Source organism: Achromobacter sp. RT286_PF (assembly GCF_059760425.1).
Genome location: NZ_JCBAMR010000027.1, coordinates 57,837 through 81,622, shown reverse-complemented (window position 1 = coordinate 81,622; position 23,786 = coordinate 57,837). Strand labels below are relative to the sequence as shown.

20 protein-coding genes are annotated in these 23,786 nt (G+C 65.7%); 14 read left to right on the top strand and 6 right to left on the bottom strand.

The genetic code is table 11. The features are described from left to right. Nucleotides 1–3: 3 nt before the first annotated feature. On the bottom strand, nt 4–1,350 hold the full coding sequence (gene tssK, locus AC6LJY_RS19710) for a type VI secretion system baseplate subunit TssK (RefSeq protein WP_046807645.1): 1,347 nt from the start codon (nt 1,348–1,350) through the stop codon (nt 4–6). Nucleotides 1,351–1,410: 60 nt separating this feature from the next. Then, nucleotides 1,411–2,028: a type VI secretion system lipoprotein TssJ gene (gene tssJ / locus AC6LJY_RS19705; RefSeq protein ID WP_082134680.1), complete on the bottom strand. Its 618-nt coding sequence runs from the start codon at nt 2,026–2,028 to the stop codon at nt 1,411–1,413. A gap of 157 nt (nt 2,029–2,185) precedes the next feature. Here tssJ and AC6LJY_RS19700 point away from each other — a divergent pair, with 157 nt between their 5' ends. The 14 genes from AC6LJY_RS19700 to AC6LJY_RS19635 all read left to right on the top strand — a co-directional run bounded on the left by AC6LJY_RS19700 (nt 2,186) and on the right by AC6LJY_RS19635 (nt 20,460). Continuing rightward, nucleotides 2,186–2,920, top strand: coding sequence for a tetratricopeptide repeat protein (locus tag AC6LJY_RS19700; RefSeq protein ID WP_498136584.1), 735 nt, complete (start codon nt 2,186–2,188; stop codon nt 2,918–2,920). Between the two features lie 72 nt (nt 2,921–2,992). After that, nucleotides 2,993–3,508 carry a type VI secretion system contractile sheath small subunit gene (tssB, locus tag AC6LJY_RS19695; protein WP_006226593.1) on the top strand — a complete coding sequence of 172 codons (516 nt, stop codon included), beginning with the start codon at nt 2,993–2,995 and terminating at the stop codon, nt 3,506–3,508. Further along, complete coding sequence (tssC, locus tag AC6LJY_RS19690) at nt 3,501–5,000, top strand: type VI secretion system contractile sheath large subunit (protein WP_046807642.1); 1,500 nt, start codon at nt 3,501–3,503, stop codon at nt 4,998–5,000. Before tssB ends, tssC begins: the two co-directional genes overlap by 8 nt. 45 nt (nt 5,001–5,045) lie before the next feature. Next, entirely contained in the window at nt 5,046–5,549 is a 504-nt protein-coding gene (locus AC6LJY_RS19685) for an Hcp family type VI secretion system effector (RefSeq protein WP_006226591.1), read from the top strand. A 66-nt stretch (nt 5,550–5,615) separates the two neighbouring features. Beyond that, entirely contained in the window at nt 5,616–6,101 is a 486-nt protein-coding gene (gene tssE, locus AC6LJY_RS19680) for a type VI secretion system baseplate subunit TssE (protein WP_046807641.1), read from the top strand. Between the two features lie 52 nt (nt 6,102–6,153). Beyond that, nucleotides 6,154–7,992, top strand: coding sequence for a type VI secretion system baseplate subunit TssF (gene tssF / locus AC6LJY_RS19675; RefSeq protein WP_104143432.1), 1,839 nt, complete (start codon nt 6,154–6,156; stop codon nt 7,990–7,992). Beyond that, nucleotides 7,956–9,047: a type VI secretion system baseplate subunit TssG gene (gene tssG / locus AC6LJY_RS19670; protein WP_046807639.1), complete on the top strand. Its 1,092-nt coding sequence runs from the start codon at nt 7,956–7,958 to the stop codon at nt 9,045–9,047. Before tssF ends, tssG begins: the two co-directional genes overlap by 37 nt. Before the next feature lie 25 nt (nt 9,048–9,072). Then, entirely contained in the window at nt 9,073–11,859 is a 2,787-nt protein-coding gene (tssH, locus tag AC6LJY_RS19665; protein WP_498136583.1) for a type VI secretion system ATPase TssH, read from the top strand. A gap of 16 nt (nt 11,860–11,875) precedes the next feature. Beyond that, nucleotides 11,876–14,611 carry a type VI secretion system Vgr family protein gene (locus AC6LJY_RS19660; protein ID WP_498136582.1) on the top strand — a complete coding sequence of 912 codons (2,736 nt, stop codon included), beginning with the start codon at nt 11,876–11,878 and terminating at the stop codon, nt 14,609–14,611. After that, nucleotides 14,608–15,615, top strand: a complete 1,008-nt coding sequence (locus tag AC6LJY_RS19655; RefSeq protein WP_498136581.1) for a hypothetical protein — start codon at nt 14,608–14,610, stop codon at nt 15,613–15,615. The genes AC6LJY_RS19660 and AC6LJY_RS19655 overlap by 4 nt, the downstream gene beginning before the upstream one ends. Continuing rightward, nucleotides 15,612–18,746: a T6SS effector BTH_I2691 family protein gene (locus AC6LJY_RS19650; RefSeq protein ID WP_498136580.1), complete on the top strand. Its 3,135-nt coding sequence runs from the start codon at nt 15,612–15,614 to the stop codon at nt 18,744–18,746. The genes AC6LJY_RS19655 and AC6LJY_RS19650 overlap by 4 nt, the downstream gene beginning before the upstream one ends. Nucleotides 18,747–18,758: 12 nt before the next feature. After that, a complete protein-coding gene (locus AC6LJY_RS19645; protein WP_498136579.1) occupies nt 18,759–19,367 on the top strand; it encodes a hypothetical protein in 609 nt (202 codons plus the stop codon). Nucleotides 19,368–19,475: 108 nt separating this feature from the next. Continuing rightward, nucleotides 19,476–20,123, top strand: a complete 648-nt coding sequence (locus AC6LJY_RS19640) for a YiaD family glycine zipper/OmpA-like lipoprotein (protein ID WP_046807634.1) — start codon at nt 19,476–19,478, stop codon at nt 20,121–20,123. Nucleotides 20,124–20,133: 10 nt separating this feature from the next. Then, nucleotides 20,134–20,460: a 4a-hydroxytetrahydrobiopterin dehydratase gene (locus tag AC6LJY_RS19635; protein ID WP_046807633.1), complete on the top strand. Its 327-nt coding sequence runs from the start codon at nt 20,134–20,136 to the stop codon at nt 20,458–20,460. Here the strand turns inward: AC6LJY_RS19635 and AC6LJY_RS19630 are convergent. From AC6LJY_RS19630 to AC6LJY_RS19615, 4 genes are all read right to left on the bottom strand, one after another. After that, on the bottom strand, nt 20,457–20,921 hold the full coding sequence (locus tag AC6LJY_RS19630) for a MarR family winged helix-turn-helix transcriptional regulator (RefSeq protein ID WP_120153891.1): 465 nt from the start codon (nt 20,919–20,921) through the stop codon (nt 20,457–20,459). The genes AC6LJY_RS19635 and AC6LJY_RS19630 overlap by 4 nt on opposite strands. Beyond that, nucleotides 20,918–21,160: a hypothetical protein gene (locus AC6LJY_RS19625; protein WP_219991721.1), complete on the bottom strand. Its 243-nt coding sequence runs from the start codon at nt 21,158–21,160 to the stop codon at nt 20,918–20,920. Before AC6LJY_RS19625 ends, AC6LJY_RS19630 begins: the two co-directional genes overlap by 4 nt. Then, nucleotides 21,157–22,800 (bottom strand): FAD-dependent monooxygenase, encoded by a 1,644-nt coding sequence (locus AC6LJY_RS19620; RefSeq protein WP_498136578.1) that lies wholly within the window; start codon nt 22,798–22,800, stop codon nt 21,157–21,159. The genes AC6LJY_RS19625 and AC6LJY_RS19620 overlap by 4 nt, the downstream gene beginning before the upstream one ends. A 145-nt stretch (nt 22,801–22,945) precedes the next feature. Continuing rightward, nucleotides 22,946–23,644: a DUF6776 family protein gene (locus tag AC6LJY_RS19615; RefSeq protein WP_046806505.1), complete on the bottom strand. Its 699-nt coding sequence runs from the start codon at nt 23,642–23,644 to the stop codon at nt 22,946–22,948. Between the last annotated feature and the right edge of the window lie 142 nt (nt 23,645–23,786).

Sequence of the window (23,786 nt, the reverse complement as noted above, 5' to 3'; positions counted from 1 at the left end):
CTGTCAGCGGGTGACGGCGATCAAATCCAACTTCAGTTCGGGAATGCCCGCGGGGGCGTAGATGGCAATGCTGCGTGCTTGCAGCATGCGGTCATAGAGCGAGCCGCGCGTCTGTAGCGCGAAATACACCGCGCCCGGTTTCACGGGCACGGCGGGCGGCACCTGCGGCGTATAGGTCAGCGGCACGCCCGGCATGGCGGACAGCACCAGCTTGTCGACGTCTTCGGGGGCGCCCACCTTGAAGCGCATCGGCACGCTTTCCGACAGCTCGCGGGCCGGCATGGCGGCTTGCACCGACAGATACAGCGAGGTGGTCTCGTCCAGCTTTTCGGAATCCAGGCGGCCCATGTGAAACGACGGGCGCAGCTCTTCCAGCACGATGGAAAAGTAGCGCGTCGAGATCACCGTTTCCAGCAGGTCGCGCAAGATTTCGTCCATGCGGGCAAACGCCGGGCCGGGCGCGTCGTGGCGATACACGGGCAGGTCGGCCAGCGTGTGCACCTTCGAGAACGTCATCAGCGCGCCCGCCAGCCGCAACAGTTCCTGGAACAGCCGTTCGGGATGCAGCTGCGGGTGGTGGAACAAATGCGACAGCGTGGCGTAGGCTTCGTTGGCCGTGTGCAGCAGCCAGAACGACGCAACATCGCCCGAGCGGAATTCAATGATGTTCTTGCTGGGCTCGCGATGAAAGCCGTACAGCGCATTGACCTTGGCTTGCAGCGCGTCCAGCAGCCGGCGCAGCTGTTCGTGCAGCGCGCCCGAAGCCGTCAGCGACAGGCTGGGGGCGATGAACGAATTGTCCAGCTCGTAGCCCGCGCTGGCCGTGCGGCGCACGCGCGCCACCGGAATCGCCAGCAGTTCGTCGCGCGGTTCGAATTCGGAAATCAACCGCACGTCCTTGCGCAGGAATGTCAGCTCGGCCGTGGTGGCGCCGGTGTACAGATCGGGCGCGGGGGCGTTGTCATGCGTGTAGCGGGTATCGAAATTGCCGGCGCTCTGGCCGTCGCGATAATTGCCGCCAATCGCCTTGAGCGGATGGATGGCCAGGTAGAACACCGCTTCGCTCACACCGTCCAGCGCGGTCAGCGCGACGGGCGGGGGCAGCTCGTCGCCATGCGGCGCGTTGTAGAGCTCGCCGTCGGGAAACACGGCCGTCATTTCAATGGCGCGCAGCATGCCGTTGGCCAGTGCCGACGCATCGAAACGCGCGGATCGCAATCCCCACGCATAAGGATGCAGCGCGCGGGCCATCTCGGCCAAGCGGTCCTCGTGATACGCGTCCTGCCGCTGAAAATGTTGCGGCCGGAGGAACAGGCCCTCGCCCCACAGGACTTTGGCTGAATAACTCAAGTTGGCGCTCCTTGTCTTTCTATCTCTATATATAGAAGGCGGGCAATCGCGCAGTGCGCGTCAACCAGGACACTGCACGCCGGACAGGCGTGCGGGGTCGTAGCTGGGTATGCCTGCCGGCAACGTGGGTTTGCCCGTGGCCACCGTCAGCGCGCAAGCGTGCGCGCCCAGGACGATGCCACTGTCTTTCACGTCGTCGACTTTGAATACGTACTTCCAACGCATCGGCGCCGGCGCATAGAACAGGCCGGCGACCGCGATGTACTCCGCTTGCTTGGGGACTTTTTCAGTGCTCTCAACGCGCTGTCCTGGCGTGAGCGTGAGCTCGCGTGAACCCAGCACGGTTTCCCCCAGCGTGGTTTTCTCTTGCGCAGTGTCTATCAATTGCGTGAGTGGCGCACGTTGGAATTGCTCAGGATTCTTCAGGTAGTATATTTTTGTAACGACGGCCATCGCTTGCCCCGCGCCGGCGTTCAAATTTTCTCCCGCATGAATCGCTAATTTCACTTCGACCGGCGCGTTTTCCTGCTTTTTCAGGCCCGCCATCTCCATCGCATTCCCGGTCAAACCAGCCACCGCTCCGATGGCCGAAACCGCTGCACATCCAGTGATGGCGGTGCTTGCCAGCGTGCAAGCCGCCGCTGCGAACAAACGTGATAAATGGATATGTTTGGACATGGCCCTTTATACCGGAAGTGTGTGAAGCAATACAGATCGCGGCACGTTGCGTGCAGTTTCGACGCAAGTAACATGAAGTCACGCGCTGTAGCGCCGCACTAACAAAAGGTTGTTGAAATACGGCCCCTAGTTACAACCCCTGCTAGGTGCTTAAAACATGCCCTTTTCCCGCCTCGTCGTAGTCGCCGGCGTCGTCGCCTTGATGGCCGGTTGTGCGTCGGTAAAACCGCAGTCGGAAGCGGAATACAAACAGTCCATGGCCGCCGCGGAAAAGACGCTGGCGCAGAAGGGCGCGGAGCAGGCCGTCGCGCAATTCGAAGAGATCGCCCAACGCAATCCGACGCAGGGCGAGCCGTGGTCCTACATCGCCAAAATTCGTTTTGACGAACAGAAATATGGCCAGGCCATCGTGGCCGCCGATGAAACGTTAAGCCGCAACCCCGACGACTTCGTGGCCAAGACCGTGCGTGCCGTGGGTGGGCTGCGCGTGGCGATGCAATCACTGGCCGACCTGCGTGCCGACGCGTTGCTGGCCGGCAATGCCCGCGCCGACGCGGTGGCGCTGGCCGCCTCGATGCGGGAAACGTTGGGCCAGGACGTGTTGTTCCCGGAAGGCCGCCGCCCGCCGCCGCGCCCGCGTCAGCCGCGCAAGGTCGAACCGACCGCGCCCGCCGCCACGCCCGCAGCCGGTACGCCCGCAGCCGGTACTCCCGCAGCCGGTATGCCCGCCGCCGGTACGCCCGCTTCGCAAGCCGCATCGTCTGGCGCCGCGCCCGCTGCCCAACCCGCCGCGCAACCCGGCCGCCAGCCCGCTACGCAAACTCCTTCTACTTCGCCCGCCCAGCAGCCCAACCGTGCGCCGAATCCGTTCGGCGACCTGCTTACCAAGTAACCGCCTCATCGTGCGCCGCGCCATGCGGCTTACGGCTGACCGATAGATACGATCCTTTGCACGGAGCCTTCCATGGCCAAGAAAGAAAGCGTTCAGAAACGACTGCAGAAAGTCCGTCCGCCGCGCGTTCAGCTCACGTATGACGTTGAGAAGGGCGACGCCATCGAACAGAAGGAACTTCCGTTCGTGGTCGGTGTGGTGGGGGATTTCAGCGCGCAGTCCGAAGCCGAACTGCCGCGTTTGAAAGACCGCAAATTCGTCAACATCGACGTCGACAATTTCGACGACGTGATGCGCGGCCTGGAACCGCGCGCCGCCTACCGCGTCAAGAACAGCCTGACCGAAGAAGGCGGCACGTTCGGTGTGGACCTGAAGTTCCGCTCCATCGAGGACTTCCGCCCGGAAGCCGTCGTGCAACAGGTGGACCCGCTGCGCGAGCTGCTGGATATCCGCACCAAGCTGGCCGACCTGCGCAACAAGCTTGCCGGCAACGACAAGCTGGAAGACCTGCTGGGCGAAGTGCTGACCAGCACCGAAAAACTGCAACAGCTGACCAGCGAGACCGACAAGGGAGGCCGCAATGAGTAATTCCGCCGCCGCACAGAACAGCGCCACCGCCGCCGCATCGGCCGACAGCCAAAGCGGCCTGCTGGACCAGATCGTCGAGCAAAGCCGCGTGGCCAAGTCCACCGCCGAACACGACCGCGCCAAGGACATCATCGGCGAGCTGGTGCGCGAAGTGATGAAGGGCACCGTGGTCGTCTCCGACAACCTGTCGGCCATGCTGGACGCACGCGTCGCCGAGCTTGACCGCCTGATCTCGGCGCAGCTTAGCGAAGTGATGCACGCCCCGGAATTCCAGAAGCTGGAAAGCACCTGGCGCGGCCTGCACTACCTGTGCCAAGAGACCGACACCAGCCCGATGCTGAAGATCAAGGTCTTGAACACCACCAAGCGCGATCTGGTTCGCGACTTCCAGACTGCGATCGACTTCGATCAGAGCCTGATGTTCAAGAAGGTCTACGAAGAAGAGTTCGGCACCTTCGGCGGCGCGCCGTTTGGCGCCTTGCTGGGCAACTTCGAAATCACGCGCCAGCCCGAGGACATGTACTTCATCGAGCAGATGTCGCACGTGGCCGCCGCTTCGCACGCGCCGTTCATCGCGTCGGCCTCGCCCGAGCTGCTGGGCCTGGACAGCTTTGCCGACCTGGGCCGCCCGCGCGACCTGGCCAAGGTGTTCGACACGGTGGAATACACCAAGTGGCGCAGCTTCCGCGATTCGGAAGATTCGCGTTACGTTGGCCTGACCATGCCGCGCTTTCTGGGCCGCTTGCCGTACGACCCCGTGGAAGGCACCACCGTCGAAGGCTTCAACTTTGTTGAAGACGTGGACGGCACCGACCATTCCAAGTACCTGTGGTGCAACGCCGCCTGGGCGTTCGGTGCGCGCCTGACGGCCGCGTTCGCGGACTTTGGCTGGTGCGCCGCCATCCGTGGCGTCGAGGGCGGTGGCCTGGTCGAGAACCTGCCGACGCACACCTTCAAGACGGACGACGGCGAAATCGCGCTGAAGTGCCCGACGGAAATCGCCATTACCGACCGCCGCGAAAAAGAACTGAGCGACCAGGGCCTGATCCCGCTGGTGCATTGCAAGAACTCGGACTACGCCGCCTTCTTCGGCGCGCAGTCGGTGCAGAAGGCAAAGAAATACAACACGGACAGCGCCAACGCCAACGCGGTGTTGTCGGCGCAGCTGCAATACATCTTCTCGGTATCGCGCGTGGCGCATTACCTGAAGGCGATGATGCGCGACAAGATCGGCAGCTTTGCGTCGGCGCAGTCCGTAGAGAGTTTCCTGAATCGTTGGGTGTCGCAGTACGTGCTGCTGGACGACAACGCGACGCAGGAACAAAAAGCGCAGTTCCCGCTGCGCGAAGCCTCGGTGCAGGTGGCCGAGGTTCCTGGACGTCCTGGCGTCTTCCGGGCCGTGGCGTTTTTGCGGCCGCATTTCCAGCTTGACGAACTCTCGATCTCGTTGCGCCTGGTTGCCGAATTGCCGGCGCAGGCTCAGAAATCCTGATCGTCGTTGCACTGACAACTCATCCATTCAAAGAGGTTTACAACAATGAAGGACATCTACGTCAAGTTCGGCAATCCGGCGCTCAAGGGCGAATCGCAAGACAAGGACCACCCGGATTGGATCGAAGTCAGCTCGTGGCGTCACGAGATCATTCAGCCGCGTTCCGCTACCGCCTCGACCTCGGGTGGCCATACCGCCGAACGTACCGAACATGGCGAAATGGTCTTTACCAAGGACCTGGACGTGGTCAGCCCGCTGCTGTATCAGCACGCCTCGGGCGGCACGACCTTTGACGAAGTCACCATCGACTTCCTGCGTGCCGACGGCGAAGGCAACCGCGTCAAGTACCTGGAAATCAAGCTCAAGTACGTGATCATCGCGCGCGTTGCGCCCGAAGTGGTTGCCGAAGGCCTGCCGCACGAATCGTTCTCGCTGAAGTACGCCGCCGTGCAGTGGAAGTACACGCAGCAGAAGGTGGGCGGCAACCAGGGCGGTAACGCCCAGGGCGCCTGGAGCCTGACCAAGAACGACAAGACCTACTCGGTCTGATCGCAGCCGGGCACGCAAAAGACCGCGGCCCGAGCCGGGTCGCCGTCTTTTTTTATGTGAGGCCCCATGAAAGGTTTCGAGCCGAGCCTGTTCGACAAGCTGTTCGAAGGCGAGGGGCAATCGCCCTACGCGCTTCGGCGCCTGTCGATCGAGGAAATGAAGGAAACGGTGGCGCGCGACATCGAGGCGCTGCTGAACACCCGCATGGTGTTCACCGAGGAAGACCTGCGGCGTTATCCGAATTGCCAGCGTTCGTTGCTGACCTACGGGCTGTCGGATTTCTCCGGGCTGAGCCTGGCCAGCCACTACGACCGCGAGTTCATCTGCCGTTCGCTGGAGCAGGCGATTGCGCGGCACGAGCCTCGGCTGACTCACGTTCGGGTGATGTTGCAGGTGGATAGCCGCGCGACGTCGGTGCTGTATTTTGCGATTACGGCCATGTTGGACGTGGGCCCGGCCCACGAGCCCGTGACGTTTGACGCTACCTTGCAGCCGTCGACGTTGCAGTACTCCGTGACCCGTGGTTGGGCCAAGACGCCTGCCACGGTCTGAAGAATGAATCTGTAGTGCAGGTGCGGCTTGCGCGCTGGAAAGGAAGACAACAATGGAAGAATTGCTGCCTTATTACGAGCGCGAGCTTGGGTTTTTGCGGACGTCGTCGCGCGACTTCGCGCAGCAGTATCCGAAGATCGCCGCGCGGCTGGGCTTGTCGGGCGAAACCTGCGAAGACCCGCACGTAGAACGCATGATCGAATCGTTCGCCTTGTTGAGCGCCCGCATCAACAAGAAGCTGGACGACGACTACCCCGAATTCACCGAAGCGCTGTTCGAGGTGATGTACCCGCATTATCTGCGGCCGTTTCCCTCGTGCAGCGTCGCGCAGTTTGACCTGGGCGGGGCGGGCGCGCAGCTGTCCGCCGCCGTGCGCGTGGCGCGCGGCACGGAACTGAAATCGCATCCGGTGCGCGGCGTATCGTGCCGCTTTCGCACCGCGTACGACGTAACGCTGGCGCCCATCGAAGTGCAGCGCGCGGGCTATTTTTCCAGCGCCAACGCGCCGGCCACGGCCAAGCTGCCGGCGGGCGTGACGGGGCGCTTTGCCGTCACGCTGGGATGCCAAGGCGAAAACCAGCATTTCGGCATGCCGGGGCTGGACAAGCTGCGCGTGTATCTGCACGGCGAACCGTCTTTCGTGGCGGCGCTGCGCGATGCGCTGTTCCTGCGCACGGCGGCGGCTTATGTCGAGCTGCAACCCGGGCGCTGGGACCGTCTGCCCACGATTCCGCTGGCCCAGGTGGGGCTGGCCGAAGAGGACGCGCTGATCGACTTTCCGGCCAGTTCGCATCCGGCCTATCGTCTGCTGGCCGAGTATTTTGTTTTCTCGGAAAAATTCAACTTTGTCGATATCGACCTGGCGGCGCTGCGCCCCTACCTGGGCACCGTGCGCCAGTTCACGCTGCATCTGCCGGTGGCGGGCGTGCGCGCCGATTCCAATACCGCGCGCCTGCTGGAATCGATTACGGCGGACAACCTGCGGCTGGGTTGCACGCCGGTAGTGAACCTGTTTACGCAGCGGGCCGACCCGATCCGCGTGACGCACGCATCGGCCTCGTATCCGGTGGTGGCCGACGCCCGCCGCGCCTACGGCTACGAGGTCTATTCCATTGACCGGGTGCGCCAGGTGCGGCAGAACGCGCAGGGCGATGCCGTGGTGGATTTCAGGCCCTTCTATTCGCTGCACCATGGCGAATCGCCCGAGACGGCGGGGCATTACTGGACGATGCGCCGCGATGCCGCGATGGCGCAACGCAGCCCCGGTTATGAAACCGAAATATCGATTGTGGATATCGATTTCGACCCGTCCATTCCTCAAACCGAAACGCTGAGCCTGGACCTGACCTGCACCAACCGCGACCTGCCTGCGCAGATTGCGGTGGGGCAGTCGGGCGGTGACCTGTTCATGGAAGGCGGCACGGTGGCGCGCGCGATTCGCATGCTGCGCCGTCCCACCAACAGCCATCGCTTCCAGCAAGGGCGCGCGGCGCATTGGCGCTTGATTTCGCATCTGGCGCTGAACCATTTGTCGCTGGTGCAAAGCGGCTTGCCCGCGCTGAAGGAAACGTTGCGCCTGTACGACCTGTCCGGCTCGGCGGTGGCCGCGCGTCAGATCGAAGGGCTGGTCGGGCTGGACTACAAACCCGCCACGCACTGGATGCCGGGCGAGCCGTTCGCCACCTTCGTGCGCGGCATTGAAATCCGCCTGACCGTCAACGAAGACCACTTCGTGGGCACCAGCCTGCACACCTTCGTGGCCGTCATCAACCGATTCTTCGGCCTGTACGTGCACGCCAACAGCTTCGTGCAGTTGGTGGTGCTGTCGCGCCGTGGCGCAGAGGAACTTCTACGATGCCCCCCATGCAACGGCGACGCCATACTAGCGTGATGGATGCGCTGCTGGCAGAGCCGCAGCGCTTCAAGTTTTTCCAGGCGGTGCGTCTGCTTGAACAGTGCTTTGCGCGCCAGGAGCGCGGCGGCACGCGGCATACGGTGCCGGTGCACCTGCGCTTTCCGAACGCGCCGGGCCTGGGCTTTCCGCCCAGCGAAATCGTCGACGCCGTGGCCTATGACAAGAATGGCGAGGTGCTTGCCGACGAAGCCGCGCGCCGGGCCGCGGTGTCGGAAGGGCGGCTGGGCCGCGTGGACGTGACACCCGCGTTCTTCGGGCTGCTGGGTGCGCAGGGCGCGTTGCCGCTGCATTATTCCGAAATGCTGGCCACCCGCGAAAGCCTGCGGCGCGACCGGGGCGCGCGCGCCTTCTTCGATATTTTTTCCAATCGCGCCGCGGCGCTGTTCTATGCGGCCTGGAAGAAATACCGCATGCCGTTGCGGCACGAAGCCGAACAAGATCACCACTACCTGCCGTTGCTGCTGGCACTGGGCGGCATCGGCCATCCGGCGCTGCGCGACCGCTTGCACAACGGCGCCGGCCGCGTGTTCGACGAATCCGTCGCGCACTACGCCGCGGCCGCGCGCCAGCGGCCTGTGTCCGCGCCGTTCTTGCAGCGCGTGTTGCAGGACTACTTCGGCGTGCCGCTGCGCGTGGAGCAATTCGTGGGCCGTTGGTACGACGTGCCGCCGCAGAACCGCACGCAGTTGGGCCGGCCCGGCGCGGTGTTGGGCGTGTCGGCGCTGGCGGGCGATCGCATCTGGCAGCGCGACCTGCGGATCCGCCTGTGGATCGGCCCGCTGTCGCGCCAGGCCTTTGCCGACTTTCTTCCCGGCGGCGAGCGCGCCCAGGCGCTGGAAAAACTGCTGACCATGTTTGGCGGCATGACCTTCGAATACGAAGTGCGCCTGGTATTGGCGCGCGACAGCATCGGGCCCAGCCAATTGGGCGGGGACGGCGATGTGCGGCTGGGGTGGAATTCCTTCCTGTCCACCGAACCGGCCACGCGCGACCGCGACGACGCCAGCTACGAACTGCACACGATTCACTGATCCATCGACGTAGAAAAACAAATCCATGGCCACACCGCTGAAAACCCTGATCGGGAAGCTGAACCAGACCTGCCGCCAGGCCGCCGAACGCGCGGCCAGCCTGTGCATGGCGCAGGGCCATTACGAGGTGGACCTGGAACACCTGTTCCTGGCGCTGCTGGAAAAGCCCGCCAGCGACCTGGCCATGATCGCGCGCCGCTGCCACATTCCCACGGATGCGCTGGAAGCCGACCTGAAGGCCGAGATCGGCCGTTTCAAGAACGGCAATACGCGCACGCCGGTGTTCTCGGCGCATCTGCCCAAACTGTTTGAACACGCTTGGCTGATTGCCTCGCTGGACACGCAGACGACGCGCATTCGCTCGGGGCATCTGCTCTTGGCCTTGTTGACCGAACCCGATCTGGCGCAGTTGGCGCGGCGCGGTTCGCCCTTGTTTGAATCGTTCCGCCTGGACGCGTTGAAGCATGACTTCGCGGCGCTGACCGAGGGCTCGGAAGAGGCGGGGCAGGCGGTGGGCTTTGCCGACGGCGCGCCGGCCCAGGGCGACGTTGCGCAGCCCGCGCCGGGCTTGTCGGCATCGCCCGCACTGGACCAGTACACGACCAACCTGACCGAACGCGCGCGGGACGGCAAGATCGACCCGGTGATCGGGCGCGATGCCGAGATCCGCCAGATGATCGACATCCTGACGCGGCGGCGGCAGAACAACCCCATCCTGACCGGCGAGGCCGGCGTGGGCAAGACGGCCGTGGTGGAAGGCCTGGCGCTGCGCATCGTGGCGGGCGATGTGCCGCCCGCGCTGGCCGACGTGACGCTGCGCGTGCTGGACATGGGCTTGTTGCAGGCCGGCGCCAGCGTCAAGGGCGAATTCGAGAACCGGTTGAAGAACGTGATCGACGAGGTCAAGAAAAGCCCGTCGCCCATCATCCTGTTCATTGACGAGGCGCACACGATGATTGGCGCGGGCGGGCAGGCGGGCCAGAACGACGCCGCCAACCTGCTCAAGCCGGCGCTGGCGCGTGGCGAATTGCGCACGATCGCGGCCACGACGTGGAGCGAATACAAAAAGTATTTTGAGAAAGACGCGGCGTTGGCCCGGCGCTTCCAGGTTGTGAAGGTCGAGGAGCCGGACGAGGCCCTGGCCGCATCGATGCTGCGCGGCATGGCGCCGCTGATGGAGCGGCATTTTGGCGTGCGCATCCTGGACGAGGCGATCAGCGCGGCGGCGCGCTTGTCGCACCGCTACATCACCGGCAGGCAGTTGCCCGACAAGGCGGTCAGCGTGCTGGATACGGCCTGCGCGCGCGTGGCCCTGGGCCGCAGCGCAACGCCTGCATTGATCGACGATGCGCGTCACCGGCTGACGCGGCTGCGCACCGAACAGGCCGCGCTGCGCCGCGAGGCCGCCACCGGCACACCGCAATCGCGCCTGGCCGAACTGGAACAGGAAATCACCACGGTGCAGCAGACGCTGACGGACGCCGAGGCGCGCCATCAGGCAGAAACCGGCCTGGTGGAACGTATCCATGCCCTGCGCGCCGAACTGGAAGCGCAAGGCCAAGACACGACGGCAATGGAGGATGCGGCAGGCGATCCTGCGGCAGGCGGACCTGCGGCAGGCGATCCTGCGGCAGGCGGACCTGCGGCAGGCGGTGCCAAGGCTGCGGCGACCGCTGCGCCTTCCGCCTCGCGCCGCAAGGCGGCCGCGCCGGCCTTGACGCCGGAACAGCAGCGCCTGGCCGGCCTGATGGACGAGCTGCGGGCGCTGCAAGGCGAACAGCCGCTGGTGCCCGCGTGCGTGGATGCGCAGATCGTGGCCGAGATTATTTCGGCCTGGACCGGCATCCCGCTGGGCCGCATGGTCAACGACGAAATTCGCACGGTGCTGCAATTGCAGCCCATGCTGGCCGAACGCGTGATCGGCCAGGACCACGCGCTGCATGCCATCGCGCAACGCGTGCGCACGGCGCGCGCCGGGCTGGAAGACCCGGACAAGCCCAAGGGCGTGTTCCTGTTCGTCGGCCCGTCGGGCGTGGGCAAGACCGAAACGGCGCTGGCGCTGGCCGACATCCTGTATGGCGGCGAGCGCAAGCTGATCACCATCAACATGAGCGAATACCAGGAAGCCCACAGCATTTCGGGCTTGAAGGGATCGCCACCGGGCTACGTGGGCTACGGCGAAGGCGGCGTGCTGACCGAAGCCGTGCGGCGCCAACCCTACAGCGTGGTGCTGCTGGATGAAATCGAAAAGGCGCATCCGGACGTGCTGGAGATGTTCTTCCAGGTGTTCGACAAGGGCGTGATGGACGACGCCGAAGGCCGCGAAATCGACTTCCGCAACACGCTCATCATCCTGACCTCGAACGTCGGGTCCAGCACCATCATGCAGGCCTGCCTGAACAAGCCCGCCGAAGAACGCCCCACGCCGGACCAGCTGACCGAGCTGCTGGCGCCGCAACTGTACAAGGCGTTCAAGCCCGCCTTCCTGGGCCGCATGAAGACCATTCCGTACTTCCCGGTGGATGACGACGCGCTGGCGCACATCATCGGCCTGAAGCTGGCGCGCATCGCGCGCCGCGTGCAGGCCACGCACCGCGCGGCGTTCGAATGGGACGAGGCCCTGGTCGAGGCCGTGCTGGCGCGCTGCACCGAGGTGGACACCGGTGCGCGCAACGTGGACCACATTCTGAACGGAGCGCTACTGCCCGAGATTGCCGAGCAGGTGCTTGGGCGCATGGCGCAAGGCGAAGCCATTGCCAAGATCCGCGTGGGCGCGGGCAAGAACGGCGACTTCCGTTTTCGCATGAGCTGATCGGGAGACGCCGACTATGCCCCGAGAAACTGTCGCCGCCTCCGCAAGCCCGCTTGCCGCAAGTTCGCTTGCCGCAGCCTTTACCCAAGCGGATCGGTTGCTGGACCTGAGCACGCCGCTGGGGCCGGACAAGCTGCTGGCCGAACGCCTGCACGGCTCCGAGCAGTTGAGCGACGGTGGCTTTGCCTTGCAAGTGGATGCGCTGTCCGACGATGCGCACATTGCGTTGAAAACGCTGATCGGCCAACCGGTGCAGCTGACATTGCAAACCGCCTTGGGCCGCGACGAACGCCGCGTCTGGTGCGGGCTGGTGTCCGAGGCGCGCTTCGAAGGCGCCAACGGCGGCTTTGCCCGCTACCGGCTGCGCATTGAACCGTGGCTGGCGCTGCTGCGCCAGCGGCGCGACAGCTATGCCTTTCAGGACCAGTCCGTGATCGACATCGTGGACAGCGTGTTCGGCGACTACAGCGGGCAAGGCGCGGTGGCCGCGCAATGGCGCTGGGAATTGAAAGACCGCGACGTCTACGCCAAGCGCAGCCTGACCATCCAATACCGAGAAACCGATTACGCCTTCGTCGAACGGCTGCTGGCCGAGGAAGGGTTGTTCTACTGGGTCGAGCACGAGGCGGGCGACGGCGAGCCGGGCACGCATACCGTCGTCATTGCCGACCACAACGGCGCCTTCAAAAGCGGCCCGCAAGACAGCGTGAAGTTCCAACGCGCCGACGCCACCGAAACCGAGGACACGATCCAGGCGTGGCGCAAGCGACGCGCGTGGCGCACCAACGCGCTGCGGCTGGCCACCTGGGACTACCGCGCCATGCAGGCCCGCCAGGCCAGCGCGCAGGTGGACGACAAGGTGCCGAACACGCTGGAGCTGGCCGATGCCGACTACCCCGGCCAATACCTGTTCGAAGACGGCAACCAGGGTGACCGCCTGGCGCACAACGCGCTGGCTGCGCAGCGCGTGGGGCAGTCGCTGTACGAGGGCGCGGGCACGGTGCGCACGCTGGCGCCAGGCTTGCGCTTTGCGCTGACGGGGCACTGGGCACCCTCGCAGGGCGAAGGCAGCGATTTCGTGGTGATGCGTATCGAGCACGAGGCGCGCAACAACTTTGACGAAAGCCTGGGGCAAGCGGTGGCGGCGGCCTTGGGCGCGGGTGGAACCGCGGCGACTCCGGCCGATGGCAATTCCGAAGCCGACTTCTATCGCAACCGCTTCGACGCCATTGCCGCCACGCTGGAATACCGGCCCCGCACGCGCGACGGCCATGGCGCGCGGCTGCATCCCCGGCCCACGGTGCACGGCGCGCAAACGGCCTTGGTGGTGGGCGCCAAGGACCCGGTCCATACCGACCGCGATCACCGCATCAAGATACAGTTTCATTGGCAGCGCGGCAGCGCGTCCAGCAATCGGCAGACGCACCCGGCGGGCGACGATAACGCCCCGGCGGCGGACTCGCTGGGCACCTGGGTGCGCGTGGCCGAACCCGTGGCGGGTTCGGACTGGGGCGGCCACTTCATTCCGCGCCTGGGCCAGGAAGTGCTGGTGCAGTTTTTGCACGGCGACATCGACCGCCCCGTTGTGGTGGGCGCTTTATATAACGGCGCGGGCGCGGAGAACGCGGCCAACAATCAGGTGCAGGGCGGCGCGGCCAAGGCCACGGGCAATGCGCCCGCATGGTTCGCGGGCACGCAGGACGGCCATGCGCACAACGTGGTGATGTCGGGCTTCAAGACGCAGGCGCTGGCGCAAAGCGGCCAGGGCATGGGCGGCTACAACCAGCTGGTGCAGGACGACACACCGGGGCAGTCGCGGTTGATGGCTTCGACCACTCAGGCGGACGCCCGGCTGAGCCTGGGCCACCTGAAGCAGCAGCGCGACAACGAACGGCTGTCGGACCTGGGCCATGGCGCCGAACTGGCCACCAGCGAGGCGCTGGCCCTGCGCGCCGGTGAAGGTTTGCTGATCAGCGCCGACAAGCGCGAAGGGGCAGCGGGCGGCTTGCTGGATAGCGGAGAGGCCATCACCCAGATGGAAAAATCCATCGAGCAGGCCGGTGAATTATCCAAGGCAGCGGCGCGCCAGGAAGCCGCGTTGCCCGGCGATGCGGACAAGACGCGCGCGCTGGATGAGCTGGACGCGGTGCGCAAGATCATCGAAGGCACGCAGGCCGAGCAGGACGTGAACGTGCCGGCCTACACGCAGCCGCACATCCAGGTCAGCGCGCCCAAGGGCATTGGCCAATACACGCCGCACAACGCCTATACGGTGGCGGGCACCACGCTGTGCCAGGTGGCGCCGGACGTGAACTGGGCGGCGGGCGCGAATCTGGCGGTGTGCGTCGCGCAAGGCGTGGTGTTGTTCACCAAGGGCTTGGGCGGCAGCGGCCGGGCGGTGCAGGAACAAGGCATCCGGCTGCATGCGGCCGGCGGCAAGCTGCGCCTGCAAAGCCAGAAGGCGCGCATGCGGCTGATCGCCGAGAAGGCGGTAACGCTGGTGTCCGCGCAGGGCGCTGTGGATGTGACGGCATCGAAAAAGGTGCTTGCCACGGCGGCGGGGGCATACATGCGTATCGAGGGCGGCGGCATTCAGCTGCACGCGCCCGGCAAGGTCGAGTTGAAGGCGGGTGTGCACAACTGGGTCGGCCCACAAAGCGGGGCGGGACCCGCACAACCGCCGCAAGGCGAACTGGAAGGCTGCGCCGCCGCGCTGGAAGACGCGGCAGGCAGCGGGGCGTTGGCGGCATGACGACCGTTGCGAAACAGCCGGCCGCCGCGCCTGGGCAATCACGTGTCGCGGCGACCCCGTCCGGGGACGCGCGTCGGGACGCCACGCCGCCCGCCCACGCGCGCGCTGACGCCGCCGTCGAACAGGCCATTGCCGGGCTGCGCGCCGTGCTGGACGCACGCCCCAGCCGCCGCGTGCTGCTGCTGTGCGATTCCACGCTGGCCGATCCGCTGGCGGACGACATCGCCCAAGCCGGGTTGCAGCGGCGGTCGGTGGACCTGCTTTCGCAAGGCGCGTCCGCACCGCCCCTGTACCTGGCCGAAGTGCCGGACGAGATCGCCGATGAACGGCTGGTCAATGCCAGCATTCGATTGGCGGTCGACGAAGCCATGCAGCCCGCGCCCGCGGTCAAGCGCGCGCGGTCGATGGCGGCGTGGCTGGCCACGGACTTGCCGCTGGCCGAAGTGGCGCAGCGGCTGATCTTGCGCGCGCGGTTGCGCGATGCCCAGGGTCGCATGCGCATCCTTCGGTTCTGGGACCCGCGCACGACGCAATTCCAAAGCGAGCTGTATGCGGGCTGCGCGCCCGCGTCATGGATCGCGGGCGCAACCTGGATGAGCATTGACGGTTTCGCGCGCTGGCAGGCGTTGCCGGACACGGCCGGCCCAATGCAGACGGCCACGCCCGATTGGCCCCGGCTGGCGCGGCTGGGCCAGGTGAACGCGGTGCTGCAACGCTTGAACGCGGGCGGCCTGGCTGTTGGCCCGGCGGCACTGGAGCCGATACGCCGTGCGCTGGATGCAGCGGCCGACTGCGGCATCAAAGACGACGAAGACGCCGCCCTGTTCGCGGCCTGGCGCGTGCGCCTGGATGCGCCGCTGGAACGTGCGCCGTCGTTCGCCGCGCTGCTGCGCGAGGTGCAGGAAGAGGGCGGCCGTCTGCGCAGCGCGGTCGAAGACATGGACGATGAGGATTGGTGGAGGTTTGCGCGGCAGGCGCAGGCCCCGGAGGATCGACAAGCATGACGACTGACTACGACGCGCTTCCCTGCAAGGGCAAGTTTTGCGGCCGGCCGGGTTTGCCGATCCTGCCGATGCGGATCGGCTACGTGCCGGGCGGCAAAAACGATTTGCCTAATGGCGTGTACGCGGATGCCGAGCTGCATTACGAAACCATGCGCCAGGGCGCCTACATGCTGCGCGCCATCACCGCCGGCTATGTGTACGTGTGGGACCCGCGCCGCAGCTACGGCTGGCGCGCGTTTGCCGCCACGGCCACCGGCCAGATGAAAGAGGTGCCGGTGGACGACGACAACCGTCCGTCCGAGCAGCCCACGTTCACCTGCACGCGCGAAGGGCATGGCCTGGAATCCGCCTTGATCAACGTGGAAGCGCCGGCCAATGCGTCGCGGCCGGTGTGGGTCGGCTATTCGCGGGTGTGGTGGACGCGCGATATCCGCCGCGAACTCACGCGCAACGAACGCTGGCGCAGCAAGATCATGGTCGAGCTGGATGCGCGCGCCGTCTGGGGCGGTGGGCATCCCACGCCCGACACCGGCTACCGCGTGACGGCGGATGGCGCCAACCTGGCCGCGCATTCGGTTGAATTCCGCGATGCCGCCGGCGCCGCGACGCTGTTCAACAACACGCTGAGTCCGGCCGTGTCCACCTTCGGCGGCAAGGCCGGCGCGATGGCGGAAAAGATGCGGCAGATGTCGACCAAGGGTGGCGTGGTGCTGGCGCTGCGCGACCCCGTCGGCTTGCTGGCGGACATCTCAACCTGGCGCAACAAGCGCATGGGGGAACTGGCCGAACACCATCTGGACCCGACGCGGCTGCGCGAAGTGGGCGTGGCGCAGATCATCCAGGGGCTGGAAAAGCAGATGGACGCGTCGGGCGATGAGATCAAGCGGATGCACCAGCGCATCAACATGACCAAGGTCACCAAGACCATCCGCGACAACCGCGCCAGCATCGACCGCATGAAAGACCTGATCGAAGGCGCGGGCAAGGATTGGGCGTGGTGGTATGGCCGCGAAGCGTTCTGGATGACGCTGAAAGCGTACTCGCCCAACGACGCGGCGGCGGGCGCGCGGCTGGAAGAGGACCTGGCGCTGTGCGTGGACGGCGCGGGCGCGGTCCACAGCGAACACAAGGCCATCGACGAATCGCTGAAGGAAGACGACAGGGACGGGCTGTACGAGGCCATCTGGCGCGGCCTGGCCTCGAACGACGGCGAGCTGCTGGCCTTCCTGCAAAAAGAAGCGCGCGGCAAGTTGGCCAAGCAGGTGTCCACCGTGCGCAAGATGATCAAGAGCTATAACGACTGGCTCAAGGAGCGCCGGACAAAGGGCCTGCCGACGCCGACGCGCGCGGCCACCACGGCCATCGGCCGGTTCATGGCGACGCAGCTGTTGCGGCTGACGCTGGCGCGCGACCCCATCGCGGAACGGGTGGCGGCGCGCGTGCAGATGACGATGGCGGCGCGCATGAACACCGTGTTGGTGGTGCGCAGCCACACCACCACGGTGCCGCGCATGATCGCGGATATGCACAACATCATCTGGGACTCCAAGAACCCGTCGTTGGCGATCACGGCGGGGGGCGGCGTCACCGCAACCCAGCACATGAGTTCGGGCTGGATCGGCACGCAATCCGAGGCTTCGCGGCCGGTCACCGTCAACTACGTGATTCCCGAAGAAGTCGATGCGCAGCTGAATGCGGCGCCGACGGGGCGGCCACGGCCTATGCCCACGGCAGCGCCGCCGTTGGGCCTGCCCGCGCCACCACCGATGCTGGCGTTGCCCGCGCCTACGATGTCGCCGATGGCGGGGCTGATCAAATACGCCAAATCGCGCGACGCACAGTTCGCGGGCGCGACGGGGGTGATGGCGCTGGTGGCGATTTACACGTCGGTGTCGGATCTGAACGCCGCGCAAGCCCTTGGCGATGCGAAAAAAGAACGCAAGGCCTGGTTCGGCATCACCACGGGCGTGCTGGGAGTGGGCAGCGTGGCGATTGAAGTCACGACGGGCGCAATTGGCGCGCGGGTTGGCGCGAACACTGCGTTCACGATGAACCTGCGGCTGAACTTGCGGCTGGCCACGTTCCGCACGGCGGGCGCGGTGTTCGCCACCGCCGCGACGTTCGTGGACAGCGCCAACAACGCCATGAACGCCAAGGACCAGTACGACGTGCACAACTACGAAGCGGGCGGGGCCTATGCCACGTCGTCCGCGTTCTTGTTGATGTCCAGCCTGACCGGCGTGGCCACGGCGGTGATCGCCGTGGGCGGCGCGTTCAGCACGGCCGGCGTGGCGGCGGGCGCGGGCGGTTTCGGCGGGGCGATGGTCGGTTTGACCAGCGGCGGCACGGTGCTGCTGGGCATTCCGGTGTGGGGCTGGATCGCGCTGGGGTTGTGCCTGCTGGTGGCCGGCCTGTACTTCAAGTTCTGGGGCGACAGCGCGACCGAAAGCGAGCTGGAGGTCTGGTATACGCGCTGCTGCATGCGCGCGGAAGAATTCGAAGGCGTGCAAGGCCGCGAGCTGTATCCGACCCGCGAAGAAGAGCTGGAAGATTTCAACACCGCGGTGTTCGGCGTGCGCGTGACGCTGCAATGGTATGGCTTCTGGAGCGGCGAAGTGGCGGGCCGCGACCGGCTGCTGCTGGAAGTGACCATGCCCGGCTACACGCAAAGCAGCGACTACGCGTACTGCCTGAAACTGGGCGGCGCCGGCGTGACGGCCGTGGTGTCCAGCCGGGGCTCGCCCCGCGCGCAGGACCCGGAACTGCAACCGCGCGCGCCCTCGCAGGCGCAGATGGTGGCGGGTCGGCCCGACCCCCGGACGTGGATGGACAAGGTTGATGATTATGTGGATGGCCTGAGCGCGCGGCCGGGCTGGGCCGACATCTGGCGCTGGGTTCGCAAGGACCGTAGCCAGGCTATCGAATTCACGGGCAAACCGTGGGAAGATTCGGTGCAGTTCCAGGTTCACAATGGCTACGCGACGCTGCGCACCGAGGTGCTGGTGGACGACGACATCTTCACCGAAGCGTTTTTGAAGATCGAGTTCTGGCCCGATCCGGAACGCATGCCGGAAGTGCGCGCGTTGCCGGTGGGCAGCGATGGCACCAATCTCGTGAAAGCAAAAAATTGACAGGGTTCAAGCATGCAGAGCAATGAAGGCATCCAGGCCGCCGTATATACGCGCTGGCACCAGCTGTCGGTGCCCTTGGGCTTTGCGCTGGCCGCCGGCAGCTTCATGCTGATCGTCTTTAACCGGGGGCCGATGGTCATGGCGATTGTGCTGGCCGTGCTGGGTTTGCTGGTGCCGCCGCTGATTGCCTTTCGTGGCTTTCCCACCCGCAATGCCGTCAAGGTCACGCCCGATGGCCTGGAGTTTTCGCGGCGCGCGCCGATTGCGTTTGCCGATCTGAAAAGCTGGGGCACGGACGATTATCTGAAACTGATCCGCCCGGGCTTGCCCACCCTGCTGGTCAGCCCGGTTGACCTGCCCAGCCGCGAGCGATTGCTGCGTGACTTCGAGCAGGCCTTGAACGCCTGGCAACAGCGCCAGCCCGCCGGCGCCGAGCGCGCGCGACGCACGCACTTCTATGGTTCCGCCGGTGGCCGCGTGGTGGGCGGGTTCATCACCGCGGTGGGCGTGGCGGCGGCAGCGCTGGCCATGAACCTGCGCGAACCGTCGATCTCGTTGGCAATCGTGGGAGGGCTGGGCGCACTGTTCGGCCTGACGATGCTGCTGGGCAGGCGCGGCTGAAAGCGCCGCCTGAGGCAGTACAAAATGTTGCTTGTCGCCCCGCATCCCCTTGCTAGCATGGTTCAGCCGGAATCACCCGGCAGAACGATGCAATAGTTGGAGGTTGCCATGAACTCAAGAACAATGATCAACCGGATGGCCGTGGTGGCGGCGGCAGGGGCGCTGCTGGCGGGCTGTGCAACGCAACAGCAAACCAATACCGCGGTCGGTACGGGCGCGGGCGCGGCGGTGGGCGCCGGCATCGGCGCGTTGATCGGCCACGGCAAGGGCGCGGCAATCGGCGCCGGCATTGGCGCCGTGGCGGGCGGCTTGGTCGGCTACAACTGGAAGGTGGTCAAGGAAGATGTGCAGCAGTCCGGCGCATCCTCGTTGGGCATCGACGTGGTCGAAATGCCCGATGGCAGTCTCAAGGTCAACATCCCCAGCGGCGTGTCGTTCGACACGGACAAGACGCAGCTCAAGCCGGCCCTGCTGCCGGTGTTGGACAGCGTGGCCCGTTCGCTGAACCAGCATCCCGAATTGCGCACCAAGGTGGTCGGCCATACCGACAGCACCGGCGCGCTGGCGCATAACCAGACGCTATCGATCAACCGCGCCAAGAGCGTGACGGACTACCTGGCCAAGCAAGGCGTGGCGTCCGGACGCATGGCGGTGGAAGGGCGCGGCCCCAGCGACCCGATCGGCGACAATGCGACCGCCGAAGGGCGCGCGCTGAACCGGCGCGTGGAAATCTACTTGTACGCCGTCAAGCAATAAGGTCCGTCTCATGAGCATGCTTCCCCCCGCCCGTATCGGCACCGATACCGCCGTGGCCGCGCTGACCGGTTGGCAGGCCGCGGCCACGCGCGACGCCATTGAAAAGCGCTACCGCTTTCCGAACTTCAACGCGGCTTTCGGGTTCATGGCGCGCGTGGCCATGTTCGCGGAAAAGCTGAACCACCACCCGGAATGGACCAACGTCTATAACCGGGTGGACGTGACGCTGACCACGCATGACGCGGGCGGAGTGACCGAGCTGGACGTGCGCATGGCGCAGTTCATGGACGAGGCGGCTACGCAGATGGGCGCCACGGCGCCGAAGTCGGACGCCTAGCCGTCGCTGTCCGCTGCCGCGTCTTCGCGCGCTTGCAGATGCTCGATCAGGCGATCGAGCATCTGGCCCAGCGCGCGCTGTTCGTCGGCATCCAGGCAGCCGAATATTTCGTCGTTACGGCGCGCGATCAAATCAATGATGCGTTGATATTGCGCCATGCCCTCGGGCGTGGGCGTCAGCACCACGCCGCGCCCATCCGAGGCCGACAACGTTTTTTCCACCAAACCGCGTTCCACCAATGCCTGCGCCGACCGGCTGGCCTGGCCTTTGTTCAGGTTGGCCGCGCGCGCCAGGTCATTGACGGACAGCGGCGCATAGCGCCCGATGGCAGCCAGGCAGCGCGCTTCGCCCAGGGGAATGCCGCAGTCTTCCAGGTAGGCGCGATTCGTGTCCCGGTCCGTGATCTTGTTGAGCACGTGCAGGCGATACGTCAGGAATCGTTCCAGGGCAGGCGGTTTCACGTCGGGCGGGCGGTGGTGGTGGTTGTGGCGGGGGCGGCGGGATAGTTTGCCACAGCGGCCTGGTCCAGGCTGGCGCTTTCGGCCTGCGCCAGCAGCGCCAGCGCCGTGTCCGCGTCGGGCTGGCGGGACAGCAGCGACAAGCCCAATATCGAAAGAAACAGCGGCGCCTGGGATTCGCCCACGCGCGTCAGCGCTTGCGCCATGGCGGTGTACACCTGGTCTAGATCGTCGTTGTTCATGCTTGGCCTTCCTGGGTTGCGGACTGGGCGATCGAAGGATAGTAGGGCGCCAGCGCGGCGCGTAGCTGCTGGGCGTCAGGCGCGGACCAACGGCCCAGCACATAGCCGTCCGGGCGGATCAGCGTGACCAGGCCGTCGGCGGCGCCATGCCGCTGGCGCAACTGCCCATGCGCGTCGTCCAGACAGCCCGAGCCCGAGCCCGTCCCGGCGCCCACCTGCACGACCTGCAAGGGGTGCGGCGCGCTTTGCGTGGCCGTGGCCAGGGCATTCAATTCGCGGGCCAGCGACGCGTCGGGCGATACCGCCAGCAGCACGAAGCCCCGGCCGAAACTCTGGCTCAGGTAGCGGACAGCGGGGCCGTCTTGCAGCTGCGCATCGGGCACGGGTTGGCCGGGGGCGGCGGCGGGGCCGGCTTGCGGCGCGCCGTCGTGCAGGTTCAAGGGCGAGGCGTCGTACGAAATAGGCGCGGACTGCCGGGGATTGATCAGCGGGCGCACCGCCTCGTCCACCAACGCCAGCCGCAACGCGGCTTCGCGCATCAAGCGAAAGCCGAAGTCCGGCGGCGCCATGAATTCCGTGCTCTTGGCGCCATAAGCCAGGTTCTGGCGGGTGGCGTGCACGCGTTCGATGCTGTAGCTGTCCAGCAGGCTGTCCGGGGCCTGGCCCTTCAAGACCCAGGCCAGTTTCCAGGCCAGGTTGCCGGCATCGTCCAGGCCGGAGTTCAGGCCACGCACACCGAAGATGGGCACCAGGTGGCCGGCGTCACCGGCAAACAATACGCGTCCGTGGCGGTACTGCGCCAGCGTCAGGCACTTGGCGTTGTAGACCGAAATCCACAGGGCTTTCCAAGGCGCGGTTTCGCCGATCATGTCCAGATGGCTTTGCACGCGCGGCAAGACGTTTTCCGGTTTGACGGCTTCGTCGGGGTCTTCGTCGTCGCGAATCTGGTAGTCCACGCGCCACACGTTGCCGGGCTGGCGGTGCATCAGCAGGGTCGAACCGGGGTTGGACGGCGGGTCGAACCACGCCAGGCGTTCAACGGGGCGGGTCGATGCCTGTTCGATGTCGACGATGACGTAGCGGCCTTCGTACTGCATGCCTTCCAGCTTCAGGCCCATGGCCTCGCGCACGGTGCTGCGGCCGCCGTCGCAGGCAATCAACCAGTCGGCGCGCACGGCCTGGCGCGAGCCGTCGGTGTCGATCTGGACCGTGACGCCATCGGCGTCGGCATGCAGGCCGGCAACGCGGGCCGACCACTGCAATGCGGCCAGATCGGGGTGGCGCTGCATGGCCTGATGCGCGTATTCCTCCACCGAGTATTGCTGGATGTTGACCATGGGCGCGTAGCGCTGCAAGGGGTCGTGCGGCATCTGGAAGTGCAGCACTTCGCAGTCGCGGTAGTAGCTGCGGCCGCCCGTCCAGGCCATGCCGGTTTCCATCAGCGGCTTGTCCGCGCCCACCCAGCCCAGGATTTCCTGCGAGCGGCGGGATATGCAGATGGCGCGGCTGCCACTGCAATAGTCGTCGTCTGCCTCGACCGTGAGCGAGGCGATGCCGTACTCGGCCAGCAGGGCGGCCAGCGTCAGGCCGACCGGGCCTCCGCCGGCAATCAACACGGGTACATGCGCGGGTAGCGGCATCTTGTCTCCAGGATATTTGGTTGTTTGCGCAACTATATTCTTCATAAGTTGCGCGCGCAACTACTTTGGTGGGACGTAAAAAAACCCGCCGGATCGAATCGGGCGGGTTTTCAGAAAAGGGCGCTGCGCGCTTAGTTGCGCACGCTTAGTTGCGCACGTTATAGATGCGCATCGCCTGCTGCTTCTGGTTGGCGTCCATGACGCGCAGCACCACCACCCGGGCGTTGAAGCCGTCAGGCAGCTTCAACTGGCCCAGCGCGTAGTCGTAGCGGTCGACATTCAGCGTGGGGCCTTCCGGGGTGACGGTTGCGGCGCGGCCATTGGAATAGCTGCCTTCGATGCTGAACGTCAGCGTGCCCTTGAACGGCGCGCCGGTGCGCTCTTCGCGCATTACCAGAACCTGGTAGTCAAGCTGGCCGGGAGCGCGCTTGAACGTGGCCGAGCGGATGCCCAGGTTGCCGCCGCGCGGGTCCGGCGGCATGGCGTCCTGGAACAGGACCAGTTCTTTGTTCAGCGTATCGATCTTGGCGCGGGCATCGGCCAGGTCGGTGGTCAGCTTTTCGTGGCCGGACTTATTGGCGTCGCGCTGTTGGGTGGCTTCTTCCAGCTGGGTTTGCAGGCGCTGGCGTTCCAGGTTGGACGCGCTCAGCTCGCTATGCAGGGACTCGGACTGCTCGACGGTCAGGCGTTGCGGGCCGTAGTTCGTTTGCAGGAAGAGCACGCCGCCCGCACCCAGGGCAATTCCCACCAGCAGCAGGACAAGCCAGCGCGGCAGGCGCCGCGTGCGTTGACCGGGTTGGTACACGGAGGGCTTGAATACAGCCCGTTGCGATCTTCCAAACATCCCCATTCCTAGAAAACTTCCTGTGTATGTGCTTGTTCGCGCGGGTGCCCGCGCGCGCCAAAGCGTCAGAGAATACCCCGTTAGCCGGGGCGGTTGGGTGCGCGGACAAGCCTGGTTGCGCACCTTGATATTGTGAAATATG

Bases quoted from the DNA above. Each gene is read 5' to 3' on its own strand.
- tssJ (WP_082134680.1), bottom strand. From the start codon at position 2,028: ATGTCCAAACATATCCATTTATCACGTTTGTTCGCAGCGGCGGCTTGC.
- AC6LJY_RS19700 (WP_498136584.1), top strand. From the start codon at position 2,186: ATGCCCTTTTCCCGCCTCGTCGTAGTCGCCGGCGTCGTCGCCTTGATG.
- tssB (WP_006226593.1), top strand. From the start codon at position 2,993: ATGGCCAAGAAAGAAAGCGTTCAGAAACGACTGCAGAAAGTCCGTCCG.
- tssC (WP_046807642.1), top strand. From the start codon at position 3,501: ATGAGTAATTCCGCCGCCGCACAGAACAGCGCCACCGCCGCCGCATCG.
- AC6LJY_RS19685 (WP_006226591.1), top strand. From the start codon at position 5,046: ATGAAGGACATCTACGTCAAGTTCGGCAATCCGGCGCTCAAGGGCGAA.
- tssE (WP_046807641.1), top strand. From the start codon at position 5,616: ATGAAAGGTTTCGAGCCGAGCCTGTTCGACAAGCTGTTCGAAGGCGAG.
- tssF (WP_104143432.1), top strand. From the start codon at position 6,154: ATGGAAGAATTGCTGCCTTATTACGAGCGCGAGCTTGGGTTTTTGCGG.
- tssG (WP_046807639.1), top strand. From the start codon at position 7,956: ATGCCCCCCATGCAACGGCGACGCCATACTAGCGTGATGGATGCGCTG.
- tssH (WP_498136583.1), top strand. From the start codon at position 9,073: ATGGCCACACCGCTGAAAACCCTGATCGGGAAGCTGAACCAGACCTGC.
- AC6LJY_RS19660 (WP_498136582.1), top strand. From the start codon at position 11,876: ATGCCCCGAGAAACTGTCGCCGCCTCCGCAAGCCCGCTTGCCGCAAGT.
- AC6LJY_RS19655 (WP_498136581.1), top strand. From the start codon at position 14,608: ATGACGACCGTTGCGAAACAGCCGGCCGCCGCGCCTGGGCAATCACGT.
- AC6LJY_RS19650 (WP_498136580.1), top strand. From the start codon at position 15,612: ATGACGACTGACTACGACGCGCTTCCCTGCAAGGGCAAGTTTTGCGGC.
- AC6LJY_RS19645 (WP_498136579.1), top strand. From the start codon at position 18,759: ATGCAGAGCAATGAAGGCATCCAGGCCGCCGTATATACGCGCTGGCAC.
- AC6LJY_RS19640 (WP_046807634.1), top strand. From the start codon at position 19,476: ATGAACTCAAGAACAATGATCAACCGGATGGCCGTGGTGGCGGCGGCA.
- AC6LJY_RS19635 (WP_046807633.1), top strand. From the start codon at position 20,134: ATGAGCATGCTTCCCCCCGCCCGTATCGGCACCGATACCGCCGTGGCC.
- AC6LJY_RS19625 (WP_219991721.1), bottom strand. From the start codon at position 21,160: ATGAACAACGACGATCTAGACCAGGTGTACACCGCCATGGCGCAAGCG.
- AC6LJY_RS19620 (WP_498136578.1), bottom strand. From the start codon at position 22,800: ATGCCGCTACCCGCGCATGTACCCGTGTTGATTGCCGGCGGAGGCCCG.
- AC6LJY_RS19615 (WP_046806505.1), bottom strand. From the start codon at position 23,644: ATGTTTGGAAGATCGCAACGGGCTGTATTCAAGCCCTCCGTGTACCAA.